This is a genomic window from Streptomyces sp. NPDC002787, from assembly GCF_053592095.1.
Map to the genome: position 1 here is coordinate 154,022 of NZ_JBSFVC010000017.1, position 13,342 is coordinate 167,363.

Here is a 13,342-nt window from a genome sequence, read left to right on the forward strand (position 1 = left end):
ACTGTCCATGCCCCGTCAACCATGCTCCCCTAAGTTCCAACACCGCGCGACCCCGCCGCCGACCGGCAGGCGGGCCGGTCAAGGCACTACTTGGAGCGACAGTGGAACGTCGTACTCTCCTGCGCGCGGCCGTTCTCGGCGGCACATCGACCGTCTTCGGCGGGACCCTGTGGCGCGGCGCCGCGTATGCCGCGCCCGCCCAGCCGGGCGCCGGTCCCTACGGGGCCCTCGGCTCACCGAACGCCAACGGCATCAGACTGCCGAGCGGGTTCACCAGCCGGGTGATCGCCCGTTCCGGCCAGACGGTGCCCGGCACGTCGTACACCTGGCACAACGCCCCCGACGGCGGCGCCTGTTACGCGGACGACACCGGCTGGATCTACGTCTCCAACTCCGAGATCAATCCGTCCGGCGGCGCGAGCGCGGTGCGGTTCTCCTCGACGGGCACGGTCACGTCCGCGTACCGCATCCTGTCCAGCACCCGTCAGAACTGCGCCGGTGGCAAGACCCCGTGGAACACCTGGCTGTCCTGCGAGGAGGTGGACCGGGGCTACGTCTACGAGACCGACCCGTGGGGCGTGAAGGCGGCGGTCCGCCGGGACGCGATGGGCCGTTTCAAGCACGAGGCGGCGGCCGCCGACCCCACCCGTGGCGTCATCTACATGACCGAGGACGTCACCGACGGTTGCTTCTACCGCTTCCGGCCGACGACCTGGGGCGACCTGTCCTCGGGCACCCTGGAGGTCCTGGTCGCCGGCACCGGCACCAGCGGCCCGGTGACCTGGTCCCGGGTACCGGACCCGACCGGCGCCACCGCCACCCGCAACCAGGTCTCCGGCGCCAAGCGCTTCAACGGCGGCGAGGGCTGCTACTACGCCGACGACACCTGCTGGTTCACGACGAAGGGCGACAACCGCGTCTGGCAGTACAACGCGGCCGCCCAGACCATCGAACTCGCCTACGACGACTCCCTGGTCACCGGTGGCACCGCTCCGCTCACCGGCGTCGACAACGTCACCGGCACCTCCTCCGGCGACCTCTTCGTCGCGGAGGACGGCGGCAACATGGAGATCTGCGTCATCACCCCGAACGACGTCATCGCCCCCTTCCTCCGCATCGACGGCCAGTCCTCCTCCGAGATCACCGGCCCCGCCTTCTCCCCCGACGGCCGCCGCCTGTACTTCTCCAGCCAGCGCGGCACGAGCGGCAGTTCATCGGGCGGCATCACCTACGAGGTGACGGGCCCGTTCCGCACCTGACGACAGAACTCGGGAGCGCGGAGCCAGGGGGCGCCCCCCTGCTCCGCGCTCCCCGGAATTCACCGAACCCATTTCCACGCAAAACTTTGGTTCTCCTGGCGGCATGCGGTACTCGTGACGCTCACCATCGACCAGTCGACCCGGCCCTCCGCGTCGGCGTCGGCCAGGACGGCCGCGAAGATCCCATCCCAGCTCAGCGCGGCAACGACGTCGGCCCCAGCCAGCGCACAGCACGCGGCCCCCTCCCCGCCTACCGCCATCGCTGGCCTGACCGGCGGCACCGGCTACCTCGGGAGCTCCATCGTCATCAACCCGGCACCCACGGAGCTCCGCCTTCCGCTTCTGACCCGGCACTTCACCGCTTGGTGCCCCACCCTCGGGGCACCCGGAACACCCACACCGCCAACAAGGAGGAGTCATCCATGAAGCGATGGGAGACACCACACCGGTCGGGGCTTGGCACACTCGAACGCGGGACCGTACAGCGCGCCCAGTTACCTACCCCTATCGCAGACATCGCCTGGACCGCGCTGTGTGTCGTGGTCGTCCTGTGGACGGTGTGGACCTCCGTCGGTGCCGTGCGGGGAACGACCGCTTGGGGGTACTGCGCCGTGGCCTGGGCTCTGCTGGCCGTCGCTCTGGCCATGCGTTTGGTCGTCGCGCGCCGCCGGGCGCGACGATGACGGGGCGGTAGGCCTCTGTGGAACGCATCAGTGACTATCTCGGCAAGCATCTGCTGCTCCACATCGTCCCGCCACCCTCATCGCTAGAGCCTTCGTCGAAACAGCGCCTGTGCCGTATCCGGCACCGCGTCGCGGGTCAGGTGATCCTGACCGTCCTCGTCTGTACCGCCGTGGCGTTGACGGCGTTGACCGAAAGCCTGCGTCAGACACTCGGCATAACCCTGCTCGCCGGGGCATTCCTCATCTGACTTGTCTCCACGGCAACCGCCACCGCAAGCGGCTGGGGCCTCGTCGTCCATGTCGACCTCACCTTGTCGTGCACGCTGTGATCCACTCACGGCCCCCGGTGTCGACCGCCGTCGAGCCGGTGGTGACAGTGCTCAGTCGGAACCGACGGTGAACTCCTGCCAGTGGATTCCGTCGGTGGATATCCGGTAGTGCCCGTTGCCGTAGCTGTCAGCCCACAGCCAGCCGCTCGGGGTACTGGTTATGGACCCCGCCGCGCCGTGCGTACCGCCGATCCGCTGGAACGTCCTGGCGCGATCGGTGCTCCGCCATACCCCACGCTCTCCGTACACCGTGAGGCTGCCGTCGTCGGCCGCGACGACGTCTCCGAGCGAGGAGAGCGGCTCGATGCCGCCGCGGTAGGTCCATAGGCGGGTCCAGGTGTGGCCGCCGTCGGCGCTGGTGTGGAGCGCGCGGAGGCCGTTCTTCACCCCTTCGTGGTCGGGGAGCCGGCCCGTCTGCTGCGCGTACAGGTCGCCCCCTCCGGCAACGACCTGGAAACCCCGCCCCTCCTTCGAGGCGCTCGCCATATCGGTCAGATGCCAGGTGCGGCCGCGGTCTTTGCTCCTTGCCAGTGTCGGCAGGCCGGATTCGGGGTCTTCGCCGGACACGAAGAGCGCGTTACGCGCCACGTCGCCGCTGGGTGTGAGGACGCCCTTCAGTGGCGGCTGCCGCTCCAGCACGCGGTGTTCGCCGGTGTCCGGCATCACGACGAGCAGTCGGTTGCGCGCGCAGGTGTTGGCGGGGTCGGACGCGTCCAGCTCCAAGCACTCGTCGACGAGGAGGGCACCCTCGGGGACCGTCGCCGTGGTGCCCCGCGGCTTCTGGGTGCCGGCCGTCCAGGTACCGCCGCCGTCGCGGGTGAACCAGGTGGAACCCGGTCGGGTCCAGTCCTCCTGATGGTCGATGATGACGGCGCGGCCCGCCCCCAGGACATGGAGCCCCGCGGTGATGCCCAAGTCGCCCATCACATCCGGCAACGGGGACTCGGCCAGGCGCCACCTCCCCGCGTTCCTGTCCAGTACGGCGACATGCTGACGGCAACGCTCGTCAGTGCATTCGGCAAGGAGGGCGAAGCCGGATCCGTCCGCGGCGAAGCCGAGGCTGTGGGACCATCCCGGGAGGCCGGGGGCCGACGGGATGGGCGGTGGATGGACGGCGGTTCGGCCGGGCTTCACGGAGTTACCCGCCGACCCGCCCGCCGGTTCGACGGCGCACGCCGCCAGGAGCAGGACTGCGGCGACAGCCCCGAACAGCGCCCTCAGCATATGAGCCCTCATGGATCCCCCGATCTGCGGTGGCCGGCTGCCACGTGCTACATCTGGTACACCGCAGACCGGGTCCGGGTTCCACTCCTCGCCGAACCATTTTTCAGGCGCCCGAACCGTCGTACTGCCGGAGAGAAGAGCACCGCGAGCAGCGGCAGCCCAGGAGGCCTCAGTCGCCGTGCCTGCGCAGCGATCACCCGATCGCGATTCCCGTTCGGCGACCAGCGGGACACGACCGGGCGACGGCTCGTGGTCCGGCAACGGTTACCACCAGCCTCGGAAGGTCACCACCACGGCCGGTGCGGTCGCGGTCGAGGTCCCACGCCTGAACGACACGCTCGTCGACGAGGCCACTGGCGAGCGCAAGCGGTTCTCCTAGGCGATCCTGCCGCCTTGGTGCCGCAAGCCCCCGGCGGTCAGAGAGGTGCTGCCACTGCTCCACCCACACCGCCTGTCGTCGGGTGACCTCCCGGCCGAGCACTGGATCCACCCGCGGACCAGGAATCGATCGAGTCCGCCTTCTACACCGTCCGGCTGCGGACCAGGGGCACTCGCGGTGCCTCTCCCGCCGCCGACCTGGCCGTGGTCTTCAGGCTCGTCGAGTCCGTCCAGGCCCGTTGTCGGGCGTTGAACTCGCCCCCCGCCGTCGCCCTTCTCCGCGCCGGGACCGGACCCGCTTTGAACGCGGCCAGCTCGTGGAACGGCCGCAGACGCCGCTGCATGGATAGGGGGCGGCGCCTGCCTCAAGTTCGAGATCATCCGGTCATGTCGGGTGGCACGCCAGGACATGGCCTTCCGATCGGCTGCGGGTTCCGGCCGTACCGCGACGATGAAGGCCACAGCGCCATTGGTGGCAAGAGCGGGACGATACGCGGCTCTACCTCCACCGCGGCTACTTCTTGCCCCGAGCATGCATCGGCTCAGCCATGCTGAGCTGGACCGAACAGCGGATCCGCCACTTTGCCGAACAGCGTGGAACGACGCGGCGGCAGTGATCGGCGCGAACGCCGTGGCTTCCGAGCAGGACGCCACGGCACTTCTGCTCGCAGCCGGTTACCGTCGTGTCTTCAGCCTGGTCGAGTCGGGGCCGGGCGATGCACCGATTCGGCGAGGACGGTGTGCGACTCGTCGGGGCCTTCGGCTGATCAGACCTCGCGGTGTCGTGCCGCGGCCGGCAGGGGCTCGGGCACTTCCCCCCGGATCGTTCGTGTCCTACCGACCCTGGATTCAAACGGGCACTGCCCTGTGACAGTGAATGACGTCGGGAGACTACGGGGGACATCCACGCCGCCCACCCCCTGTCCCGTCCACGAGCCGCACATCCCAGCCACTGGGACGGCTGAGTCGTCCCACAAGGGGTAGTCGAGTCGAGGAAGGCACTCGCCGGTACCGAGGGGATGGAACCGCATGCCACGCATGATGGAACGTATCAAGCAGTTCGCAAGGAGCCCCCAAGGGCGTCGTACGGCCGAGCAGGCGCGGCGGGCCGCTGCCGACCCCCGTCGTCGGGGCCAGGCCAAGAGCCTGCTGGGCAAATTCCGCGGCCGTCGCTGACCGCATCCGCCAGACACACACCGTTGTAGGTGCACACCGCGCGGGTGGCTAGCAAGCCACCCGCCCCCCTCACGCGAGACGGCAGAACGGCTGCCCCGCAACGGCTTGGCGCGCCGCCGACGTGAGGGGTGATGCGCCATGGGCCGACGTGGCTCGGCCGACCACCTCCCAGCCTGGTTCTTGGCGAGGTGTTGCTGTCGCCTTCGCGGAACAACGGCACGTCCAGGATGCCGACGTCCCGTGCGGGCCGCCCCGGCCGTCGACGCCCGCCGCTGGACCCTCGTCGCGGAATCCGTCGACCGGCGCGGGGCCATCTGGCGGGGTGCCGCCAGCGCCCCGCCTTCGACAAGCAGCTCTACAAGCGGCGAAACGTGCAACCGCTTGAAGCGGTGGCGAGGCATCGCCACCCGCTACGAGAAGACCGCCGAGCCCTACCAGGCAGCCGTCACCCTCGCCTCGCTCCTGATGTGGGCGTGACATTTGAAGACAACTCCTAGGCCCGGGGAGCGACGACGGCCATGACGCGCGACGAAACCCACCGGGCCCCGAGCGAAACTCACTGGGCGTCAACGGAACTCGTGGACGACCTCGATCTCCCCCACGATGTGCTCGTTGAACTCCCCGAGCTCCTCCGCCGGCACCCACAACTCGAGTATCGACTCGCCACCGGCCTGCCGCACCGGATACCTGCGCAGAAACTCGGCGTCGACCTCGAACCGCGTCACGAACCCGGCGCCGTCGTGCTTCACGTTCCAGTCCCGAGCGATCTTCACCGCGTAGGCCTCATTGAGCACCGGATAGAAGATCGGCTGCTCAGGGAGCCGAGGCGGCCAGGCCCGCCATCCCGACTCCCGCACCAACTCCAACTCGACGGGACCGGTGGGCCGCCACAGTGTGGTCGTCTCCAGCTGCCTGCTCACGGATTTCCCATCGCTCTCTACCCACTCGGCAACCACGGCTCGGCCAACCGAAACCACGACGGTACCCAGCCTCCCCCTACAGCGCGCCACCGGCATCGATCGAGCGAGCGGTCACCCCGAGGACCAGGTTCTCAAGGGCCTGCGGCATCGGCCCGAAGCCGGCGATCCAGCCCTCCACGAGGTGGATCTCGCCGACCTCGTCGATGCCCAGGAAGAACCGGCCGTGATCGAGCTCCCCGAGCGGGAAGGGAGACCGGCCGATCGTCTCGCCCCACTCCGAGAACCGGTCCTCCTCGCCCACGGCCAGATCCGGATCCAACTCGAACGGCGTGCGCGCACAGCTGATCCCGGGCCGTTGACGACCACGGTCAGTCCACCGAACTCCTCCAGGAACCTCTGCGCGGCATCGTGCATCACGATCCCTCCGGTTCCCTCGAACTCGTCCCACGGCGCTGCCCGTATCTTCCGATGCCAAGTACCTCTCTGCGAAGCGGTTTTGGGCGTGCCCTCGGCCATCGGTGCGATGGAGAACGACGAGTGCCAGTCAAGGCCCTGCTCGCACACCGCAGCGGAACCAGCCACACTTCAGCCTCGATACGCGAAAGGGCGGCACCCGCAGGGGGCGCCGCCCTTCCTCACCTCACCACCACTCAGTCCCTCCGGATCAGCTCGGGGTCGATCCGCCGCCCGACCAGCGGCAACGCCCCGACCGCGGCCACAGCCACGGCCCCCACCGCACACACCAACAACAGCGGCACCCCGTCCCCGTCCCAGTAGACGGCCCCACCGCCGGTCACCAGATAGCTCGACTCGGCCATCTTGCCGGTCACCACGGCCAGGGCGAGTCCGATGGCCAAGGGCAGCACGAGCTGCGCCACTTGGACGGCCCGCAGGGTGCGGGGGCGCGCACCCAGCAGGGTCAACGCGGTGACCTGTGGTCGGCGTTCGACGGCGCGATCGGTGGCGGCCACCACGTAGGCGGCGACACCGATCACCAGGCCCAGGACCATGCCTACGGCGAGGAGGGTCTTGATGACGGTGATCTGCTGCAGTGAGGCGACGTCTACACCCTCGGTCATGACCTCGATCGTCGGGTCCACGCGTGCGATCCCTTCAAGCACGGCACTCACGCTCTCCCCGGCCGAATCACTGACGAGAACGAGGGTGGCCTCTTGGGGGCGGAAGCCCGCCGGCAGGGATGACGGAGGAATCAGAACGGCACCGCTGTCGATCACCGGCAACCCCGACGCGTCGTGGTAGCGGACCGTCTGCCGCGGCACGCGGACCGTCATGATGTGACGCTGTCCCTCAGGGTTCCGCAGGTGGAAGGGGTAACGGCTTCCTGGCTTGCTGGGCTCGTCGTAGGTCTGATCGGGAACGATCAGCCGTGCGGGATGTCCTTCCACACAGTTGTCGAGCGCTGAAGCCACCCTGCGCAGTTGGTCGCAAGTGGCGAACACGGCACTGACGCTCGGCGCGTTCGTGAAGGGCTTCGTCCACGAGTACGCCAAGACCGCGTCGCTACGGACATCCGACACCTGTGTAAGGGCACGCTGCTTCTCCGGGGAGACGTCATCGAGCGACATGCTGTAGACCTGGATGGGTGAGGTGTTCTTGGACACCTGGTCCAGTTCGACGAGCACCCCCTGTGTGAGTGAAGCCGCATAGACGAGCAGCACCAGCCCGGTTGCCACACGGAGGGCACCGCCGGGTTCCACCTCGTTGCGCCGCATGGCGAGACCGAGGGAGAGCGAGCCGGTGGAACGAGCCACCTTGCGGGCGAGGGTGCGCGAGAGCAGGGGGAGGGTCAGGACGAGTCCGGCGCCGACCGACACCACGGCGAGGGGGATCAGGATCGAGGAGAGTGAGGTGTCTTCGGGGATGTGCCCCGTCGCACCGGCCACGCAGTACCCGATCACGATGGCCAGTCCTGGTACCAGCGGCAGAAGACCCCACATGCCAGGTGGCTTCTCCACCGCGTTGCGCCGCACGGCCAGCGGATCGGTCGCCGCTCTCCGCGCTCCGGCCCGGCCCACGAACCACGCGAGCGCGGGACAGCCCACGAGACAGATGAGCAGCGCTGACACAGGCAACGCGCCGTCGGACGGATACCACTTGAATCCCGGCAGTCCGACCCGCGCGACGAGTTGGTTGAGTGTCCAGTAGGCGCCCAAGCCAACGACCGCACCCAGCAGGGCGGCCGCGACCGTCTCGGCCGCGTTGACGCGCTGTGTCCCCTTTCGGCTCAGTCCCAGCAGTCGCAACGCCGCGAGTCGTCTGATCCGAGCCGCGGCGGACAGTCGGGCGCAGACGGAGAGGAAGACGGCCAGCGGCAGCAGTACGACACCGGCCAGGGTGAAGCGGAGGATGCCGAGTGTCGAGGGTTCCACGGTGGGATCTCTCGTATATGCGGCCCCGAAGGCGGTCAGGCGAGCACCGCCCTTGAGTTCGCCATGGCTGACGCCGATGTACGCGTACAACTCGTCAGGATGCGCCAGCCCTGCGGCTGAGATGGTCCCTGTTTCCCTACCGGGGAGCAGTCGGGCAAGACCAGGGTCATCACGGAGAAGGTCGTGAAGCCGCGGCGAGACCCATACCTGTCCGGGTTGCGGAAGTGCGGAGATGCCAGGAGGCGGATCGACGCGCCTCTTCCCCACGGCCACGAAGATCCGGGTGAGGGGCTCCGAACCATAGGGGTCGAGTCGGTTGAGCGCGAAGCTGTCCCCCACAGTTGATGTACAGACACCGCGCCCGTTCGAGCAGTTGGGCTGGCGTGCCGCCTTGCGTGCGTCCTGAGAGGCAAGGATCCCGGGGATCGCGAGGACGACGGACAGGCAGCACACCCCGATGGCGCTTCCCACGACCATGAGCAGGAAACGCACCCGGCTCCCTCGGCCACTTCCCAGCAGCAGCCGTAGGCCCAGGCAGAGTTCCGTCACGGCGCCTCCCGCACATGGCTGGAGAGCACACCGTCGCGCATGGTGTACCGACTGTCCGCGCAGGCCGCCACCTGGGCGTCATGGGTCACCAGCACCACGGCCGTGCCCTGAGACCGGGCAAGGGCCAGGAATTCCTCCAGCACGGCCGTGGCATTGGCACTGTCGAGCGAGCCGGTCGGCTCATCCGCGAAGACGACGGCGGGCTTGTGCACCAAGGCACGTGCGACCGCGACGCGTTGGCTCTGGCCTCCGGACACCTGGGACGGCCGCCGCTCACGCAGCTCCGCGAGGCCGAGCCGTCCAAGGACCTCGCCGGCGGCGACGAGCGCTTCGGCCTTGCGCTGCCCTGCCAGCCGGAGGGGGAGTGCCGTGTTCTCCTCGACGGTCAGCTCCGGCAGGAGTTCGCCGTACTGGAAGACAAAACCGAACCGTTCGCGTCGCAGCGCACTGAGTTCCTCGTCATCGAGGTCCGCGAGCAAACGCCCCTCGAAGCGGACTTCGCCGCAGGCCACCGGCAGGACGCCGGCCAGGCAGTACAACAGCGACGACTTGCCGGACCCGCTTTGCCCGGTGATTGCCGCCACTTCTCCCCGCCGGAGGGAGATCTCCGCGTTCCTGACAGCAAGCGTCTCCCCATAGAAGAGGTCAACACCCTTCGCAGACAGGACTTCTGACGTATTGATCTTGTTCCCCTAGAAAGAGTACGAGCCCAGGCGTTGGTGCCTGGGCTCTGGACAATGGCCAGGCTCAGTCGCGCCTGTACGCGTACTTCTGCGTCGGGGAACAGTTGTCCGGCCGCAGAGAACCCCGGTCACGACACACGCGGATCTCGGCGTTGTCCGTGTAACGCTGAGCACCGTCCCAGTCGGCGTGGTGCATCGAGACCGTCGCCCGCTGCTTGCCGTAGTAGCGGGCCCAGCCGTGCCCCTCGACCCGTACCTGCACATAGACGTTGTGACCGTCATTCGGATACTTGTCCTTGAGCCTCCCCCACCATTCGAAGGCTCCGTGGTTGGTGCCGGGCTCGTTGAACTTGTACTCACCGCCCCTGAATTCCACGCCTGCCGTATGGAGCAGCGGGATGTCCCCCTTCACCGATGCCGCGAACGCCGTCACCGACGCGCCGAGGATCAGACCAGCCGCCGCGACACCCACCCATACCTTCTTCATGCATGCCTCCGTGATTCGGCGGCCGTCACTGTCGACACACCGCACATCACGGAATGTAATGTGTCACACGCATAGAGAAACGATCTTCTTTCGCAGCGCCATCACATCAGGTGATCGCCGCAGCACAGCAGCGCGGCCCCGACAGACGAACGAAAGGGCGGCACCCCCCGCACGGGGTGCCGCCCTCTCTTCGTGAGCCGGAACCGCCGCCCATCGGTGAGGGTCGGTCGGGGACAAGCGGCGGTTCCGGGGTTTTCAAGGCGCGAGGCGCGAGCCTCGGGTCAGCGGTGGTCGCTGCCCGCCGACTGCGAGGCCGCGCGCCCCGCCTCCAGGCGGGCCACCGGGATGCGGAACGGGGAGCAGGAGACGTAGTCGAGACCCACCTCGTGGAAGAAGTGGACGGACTCCGGGTCACCGCCGTGCTCGCCGCAGACACCGAGCTTGAGGTCGGGGCGGGTGGCACGGCCGGCCTCGGCGGCCAGCTTCACCAGGGAGCCCACGCCGTCCTTGTCGATCGTCTCGAACGGCGACACCCCGAAGATGCCCTTCTCCAGGTATGCCGTGAAGAAGGAGGCCTCCACGTCGTCGCGGCTGAAGCCCCAGACGGTCTGCGTGAGGTCGTTCGTGCCGAAGGAGAAGAACTCCGCCGCCTCCGCGATCTGGCCCGCCGTCAGGGCCGCTCGCGGGAGTTCGATCATCGTGCCGATCGACAGCTTCAGCGACGTACCGGTCGCGGCCTCGACCTCCGCGATGACCTGGTCGGCCTCCTCGCGGACGATCTCCAGCTCCTGCACCGTACCGACGAGCGGGATCATGATCTCGGCGCGCGGGTCGCCCTTGGCGTTCTTCCGCTCGGCCGCCGCCTCGGCGATCGCCCGTACCTGCATCGTGAACAGGCCCGGGATGACCAGGCCCAACCTGACACCCCGCAGACCCAGCATCGGGTTCTGCTCGTGCAGACGGTGGACGGCCTGGAGCAGGCGCAGCTCGTTCTCGTGGGGCTCCTGGCGGGACTCCGCGAGGGCCACGCGGACCGACAGCTCCGTGATGTCCGGGAGGAACTCGTGCAGTGGCGGGTCGAGGAGACGGACCGTCACCGGCAGGCCGTCCATCGCCGAGAACAGCTCGACGAAGTCCTGCTTCTGGAGGGGGAGCAGCGCCTTCAGGGACTCCTCGCGCTCCACCTCCGTGTCCGCCAGGATCAGGCGCTCCACCAGCTCACGGCGGTCGCCGAGGAACATGTGCTCCGTACGGCACAGACCGATGCCCTGGGCGCCGAAGCGACGGGCCCGCAGCGCGTCCTCGGCGTTGTCGGCGTTGGCGCGGACCCGCAGTCGGCGCTTGCGGTCCGCGAAGGCCATGATGCGGTGGACCGCCTCGACCAGTTCGTCGGCGTCCTGGGCACCCGCGTGCATCCGGCCCTCGAAGTACTCCACGACGGGAGAGGGCACGACCGGGACCTCGCCCAGGTAGACCTTGCCCGACGAACCGTCGATGGAGATGAGGTCACCCTCCTCCACCACATGGCCGCCCGGCACCGTCATACGGCGGCGCTTGGTGTCGACTTCCAGTTCCTCGGCGCCGCAGACGCACGTCTTGCCCATGCCTCGCGCGACCACGGCCGCGTGGGACGTCTTGCCGCCGCGCGACGTCAGGATGCCCTCCGCCGCGATCATGCCGTCGAGGTCGTCGGGGTTGGTCTCGCGGCGGACCAGGATGACCTTCTCGCCCGAACGCGACCACTTCACCGCCGTGTACGAGTCGAAGACGGCCTTGCCGACCGCCGCGCCCGGGGAGGCGGCGATGCCGCGGCCGACCTGCGCGACCTTCGCGTCCTCGTCGAAGCGGGGGAACATCAGCTGCGCGAGCTGGGCGCCCGTCACGCGCTGGAGGGCCTCCGCCTCGTCGATCAGGCCCTGGTCGACGAGTTGCGTGGCGATGCGGAACGCCGCGCCCGCCGTCCGCTTGCCCACCCGCGTCTGCAGCATCCACAGCTGACCGCGCTCGATGGTGAACTCGATGTCGCAGAGGTCCTTGTAGTGGTTCTCCAGCGTCTCCATGATCTGCATCAGCTGGTCGTACGACTTCTTGTCGATCGACTCCAGCTCCGCGAGGGGGACGGTGTTGCGGATGCCCGCGACCACGTCCTCGCCCTGCGCGTTCTGCAGGTAGTCGCCGTAGACGCCCTGGTGGCCGGAGGCGGGGTCGCGGGTGAACGCCACGCCCGTGCCGGAGTCGGGGCCCAGGTTGCCGAAGACCATGGAGCAGACGTTGACCGCCGTGCCGAGGTCGTGCGGGATGCGCTCCTGGCGGCGGTACAGCTTGGCGCGGTCGGTGTTCCAGGAGTCGAAGACCGCGTGGATGGCGAGGTCCATCTGCTCGCGCGGGTCCTGCGGGAAGTCCCGGCCGGCCTCGGTCTTGACGATCTTCTTGAACTTGGTGACGAGCTTCTTGAGGTCGGCGGCCTCCAGCTCGGTGTCGACGACGACCTTCTTGGCCGTCTTCGCCGCCTCCAGCGCCTCCTCGAAGAGGTCGCCGTCGACGCCGAGGACGGTCTTGCCGAACATCTGGATGAGCCGGCGGTAGGAGTCCCAGGCGAAGCGCTCGTCGCCGGCCTGGTCCGCGAGGCCCTTCACCGACTTGTCGGAGAGGCCGATGTTGAGGACGGTGTCCATCATTCCGGGCATGGAGAACTTCGCGCCGGAGCGGACGGAGACGAGGAGCGGGTTGTCGGCCTGGCCGAGCTTCTTGCCCATCTTCTCTTCGAGGGCCTCGAGATGGGCGCTGACCTCGTCACGGAGTGCCACGGGCTCGTCGCCGCTGTCGAGGTAGACCTTGCAGGCCTCGGTGGTGATGGTGAAGCCGGGGGGCACGGGGAGACCGAGGTTGGTCATCTCGGCGAGGTTCGCGCCCTTGCCGCCAAGGAGGTCCTTGAGGTCCTTGTTGCCCTCGGTGAAGTCATAGACGAACTTCACGCCCTCAACGCGCTGAGCTTCGTGGCCTACGTGGGGATCTTTGTTTTCCGACACAGGTCCCAACTCCTTGAGGACGCGGTGGCTGCCCTGACGGCGAGGAACATACCCAGATCGAAGGCACCTGGGTACGTCCACTTGCGCGTCATGCGCCTGTAACCACCCGTCCGCCAGGACATCGAAAGTCAAGGCTTGGCAAGGAACGACGGCGGAATGCGTTCACCTCTTGAACGCGACCAGCATCACCCGACCGCTATTTTGCTCACATGAGCGGCAATCGACACGCACGAGT

8 protein-coding genes and 3 pseudogenes are annotated in these 13,342 nt (G+C 68.3%); 4 read left to right on the top strand and 7 right to left on the bottom strand.

Annotated features, from left to right (window positions below; all coding sequences use genetic code 11):
* Positions 1 to 101 precede the first annotated feature (101 nt).
* Together ACWD26_RS24520 and ACWD26_RS24525 are read left to right on the top strand one after the other, a co-directional pair.
* Complete coding sequence (locus ACWD26_RS24520) at positions 102 to 1,259, top strand: alkaline phosphatase PhoX (protein WP_451273424.1); 1,158 nt, start codon at positions 102 to 104, stop codon at positions 1,257 to 1,259.
* Between the two features lie 700 nt (positions 1,260 to 1,959).
* The gene (locus tag ACWD26_RS24525; RefSeq protein ID WP_451273426.1) at positions 1,960 to 2,190 is read left to right on the top strand and encodes a hypothetical protein; all 231 of its coding nucleotides are present in this window, start codon (positions 1,960 to 1,962) and stop codon (positions 2,188 to 2,190) included.
* A 132-nt stretch (positions 2,191 to 2,322) separates the two neighbouring features.
* Here ACWD26_RS24525 and ACWD26_RS24530 read toward each other — a convergent pair whose 3' ends face one another.
* A complete protein-coding gene (locus ACWD26_RS24530) occupies positions 2,323 to 3,495 on the bottom strand; it encodes a WD40/YVTN/BNR-like repeat-containing protein (RefSeq protein ID WP_451273578.1) in 1,173 nt (390 codons plus the stop codon).
* Between the two features lie 222 nt (positions 3,496 to 3,717).
* Between ACWD26_RS24530 and ACWD26_RS24535 the strand changes: the two are divergent.
* Both ACWD26_RS24535 and ACWD26_RS24540 read left to right on the top strand, forming a co-directional pair.
* Positions 3,718 to 3,961 (top strand): annotated as a pseudogene (locus ACWD26_RS24535) (IS256 family transposase); the annotation flags it as partial.
* Between the two features lie 382 nt (positions 3,962 to 4,343).
* Positions 4,344 to 4,576: pseudogene (locus tag ACWD26_RS24540) on the top strand (GNAT family N-acetyltransferase); the annotation flags it as partial.
* Positions 4,577 to 5,615: 1,039 nt separating this feature from the next.
* On the opposite strand, the gene ACWD26_RS24545 reads toward ACWD26_RS24540, so the two are convergent.
* From ACWD26_RS24545 to ppdK, 6 genes and pseudogenes are all read right to left on the bottom strand, one after another.
* A complete protein-coding gene (locus ACWD26_RS24545; RefSeq protein WP_451273428.1) occupies positions 5,616 to 5,969 on the bottom strand; it encodes a hypothetical protein in 354 nt (117 codons plus the stop codon).
* Between the two features lie 76 nt (positions 5,970 to 6,045).
* A pseudogene (locus ACWD26_RS24550) lies at positions 6,046 to 6,485 on the bottom strand (SUKH-3 domain-containing protein).
* Between the two features lie 134 nt (positions 6,486 to 6,619).
* Positions 6,620 to 8,908 (bottom strand): FtsX-like permease family protein, encoded by a 2,289-nt coding sequence (locus tag ACWD26_RS24555; RefSeq protein WP_451273430.1) that lies wholly within the window; start codon positions 8,906 to 8,908, stop codon positions 6,620 to 6,622.
* Complete coding sequence (locus ACWD26_RS24560) at positions 8,905 to 9,591, bottom strand: ABC transporter ATP-binding protein (protein ID WP_451273568.1); 687 nt, start codon at positions 9,589 to 9,591, stop codon at positions 8,905 to 8,907. Before ACWD26_RS24560 ends, ACWD26_RS24555 begins: the two co-directional genes overlap by 4 nt.
* A gap of 64 nt (positions 9,592 to 9,655) precedes the next feature.
* The gene (locus ACWD26_RS24565) at positions 9,656 to 10,078 is read right to left on the bottom strand and encodes a hypothetical protein (RefSeq protein ID WP_451273432.1); all 423 of its coding nucleotides are present in this window, start codon (positions 10,076 to 10,078) and stop codon (positions 9,656 to 9,658) included.
* A gap of 281 nt (positions 10,079 to 10,359) precedes the next feature.
* The gene (ppdK, locus tag ACWD26_RS24570; protein ID WP_451273434.1) at positions 10,360 to 13,107 is read right to left on the bottom strand and encodes a pyruvate, phosphate dikinase; all 2,748 of its coding nucleotides are present in this window, start codon (positions 13,105 to 13,107) and stop codon (positions 10,360 to 10,362) included.
* Positions 13,108 to 13,342: the final 235 nt, after the last annotated feature.

What these genes read in the sequence shown, in the direction of transcription:
- ACWD26_RS24565 (WP_451273432.1), bottom strand. Translation starts at nt 10,078, where the DNA reads ATGAAGAAGGTATGGGTGGGTGTCGCGGCGGCTGGTCTGATCCTCGGC.
- ACWD26_RS24530 (WP_451273578.1), bottom strand. Translation starts at nt 3,495, where the DNA reads ATGCTGAGGGCGCTGTTCGGGGCTGTCGCCGCAGTCCTGCTCCTGGCG.